Genomic DNA, 1,654 nt, shown 5'->3' on the forward strand with positions numbered 1-1,654 from the left:
ACATTATACAGCCAAATAGCGCGAAATTAAGGAAACCGCTTGCGAGTAATCGTATTGCGGTTTTTTCTTTTGATAATAAGAAAACTATGGCGCGTGGGAGGATATTAATGAAGAAGGTTTAATATTACATGGTAGGGGAATACAGAAAATTTTTACGAAGAGACTTAAAGAGCTAGTAACAAATTGGTGGGGGAGAACGTTAGATATGAGCAGTGAGCTATATCAAAATGGAGCATCCGATCGTGCGTATTGGATTGAGCAATTGCTAATCATTAGTAATCCTGTATTGAAAGCGTTATCTCAGCGCCGTTTAAAAGAAAGTATGCCGATTGAATGCGGGGGGCTTACGTATAATGCTGAGACAGGATTAGCTTCGGCTGAACAGGCTTCATTTGCAGCAATCGAAAGATAAAAATATACGCATTTGGAGGCACTTGGAAGATTATTAAGCGGAATTGCCTGATGGCTTGAGAACACTGCAGCAGGCAGCTCAGAAGAGGAGAAGCTGCGCAGTCAATATTCCGAGCTTGCACGAGATGCTATCGCTGCGGGAACAGATCCTGCTTCGCCTGATTATATGAACTTTTCTGATGGTATGCAGCCTGCGTGATGATGTATTCAGACGTGCTCGTCGTTATGCTGAGGTGCAGGAGCGATTTATTTCAAGTGACGGTACTTATCCGCCGATCGGACGTTCACTTGCTTATCACTTCGGAGAATTCCAGAGCTTGGCACAGAGCTCATTGCGGGATGATCTGCCAGAGGGTGTATCAGCAGGACAGGTTCGATGTGCGCTTACAGCAGTCATAAGGCGGACGTTAGAAATGCCAGGAAACTTCACAGCTGATGGCGATTGGTTGACGATTGGATTTTGTGGGCATCAGCAAGCTGTTGGAGAGCCTTATATTTCTACAGGAAGCTTATATTTGTGTGCGGCGGTATTTCTTCCCCTTGGACTGTCAGAATCACATTCGTTCAGGAGCAGCCAACCCGAGGATTGGACCGCTCGTAAGGCTGGGTCCGGTAGAGCTTTTGGAATAGATACGGCATTGAAATAAGTAAAGGAATTCGCGAGGGAATTGAAACATATTGTTTCAAAGGTGAGATCAGAAGCAGTTTCATTTACATAGCGTTTCAATTAAATGCTGTTTGGCAATACCAGTAGGAGAGGCTAATTGAAGTGATTCGGCATTAACTGTAAAATTACTGTGAAAATGAATCCAAGTACTTGAAATTAAGATCAAAAATGAGTATGATAAAACTAGTTGTTAGCACTTGAGGTAATCGAGTGCTAACGAAATAAAATAAGTGATAAATTTTGAAGGAGGCTATTCTCAATGATCAAACCTTTAGGTGAACGCGTATTAATCGAAGCGATAGCGAAAGATGAAACAACAGCTAGCGGTATCGTATTGCCGGACACGGCGAAAGAAAAGCCACAAGAAGGCAAAGTGATAGCAGTTGGCAGCGGTACGCTGAAGGATGGCGTTCGTGTTGCATTGGAAGTTAAAGAAGGCGACCGCGTCCTTTTCTCCAAATATGCGGGAACAGAAATCAAATTCGAAGGCAAAGAGTATTTGATCATGAAGGAAAGCGACATTCACGCGATCTTTGAATAAACAGCTCATTTTGAGACACATAGAGGGCAATATAC

At 43.1% G+C, this 1,654-nt stretch carries 3 protein-coding genes; all 3 read left to right on the top strand.

Annotated features, from left to right (window positions below; translation table 11 throughout):
• Nucleotides 1–205: 205 nt before the first annotated feature.
• Nucleotides 206–412: a hypothetical protein gene (locus tag AC1DWN_RS33480; protein WP_477563142.1), complete on the top strand. Its 207-nt coding sequence runs from the start codon at nucleotides 206–208 to the stop codon at nucleotides 410–412.
• Nucleotides 413–590: 178 nt separating this feature from the next.
• A complete protein-coding gene (locus AC1DWN_RS33485; RefSeq protein ID WP_477563143.1) occupies nucleotides 591–1,058 on the top strand; it encodes a DUF2264 domain-containing protein in 468 nt (155 codons plus the stop codon).
• Nucleotides 1,059–1,337: 279 nt separating this feature from the next.
• Nucleotides 1,338–1,619, top strand: coding sequence for a co-chaperone GroES (groES, locus tag AC1DWN_RS33490; protein WP_475812190.1), 282 nt, complete (start codon nucleotides 1,338–1,340; stop codon nucleotides 1,617–1,619).
• Nucleotides 1,620–1,654 lie beyond the last annotated feature (35 nt).

It is taken from the genome of Paenibacillus sp. P4_A7, from assembly GCF_056402455.1.

Excerpts from the sequence above, each read along its gene's own strand:
- AC1DWN_RS33480 (WP_477563142.1), top strand. The coding sequence starts at position 206 with ATGAGCAGTGAGCTATATCAAAATGGAGCATCCGATCGTGCGTATTGG.
- AC1DWN_RS33485 (WP_477563143.1), top strand. The coding sequence starts at position 591 with ATGGTATGCAGCCTGCGTGATGATGTATTCAGACGTGCTCGTCGTTAT.
- groES (WP_475812190.1), top strand. The coding sequence starts at position 1,338 with ATGATCAAACCTTTAGGTGAACGCGTATTAATCGAAGCGATAGCGAAA.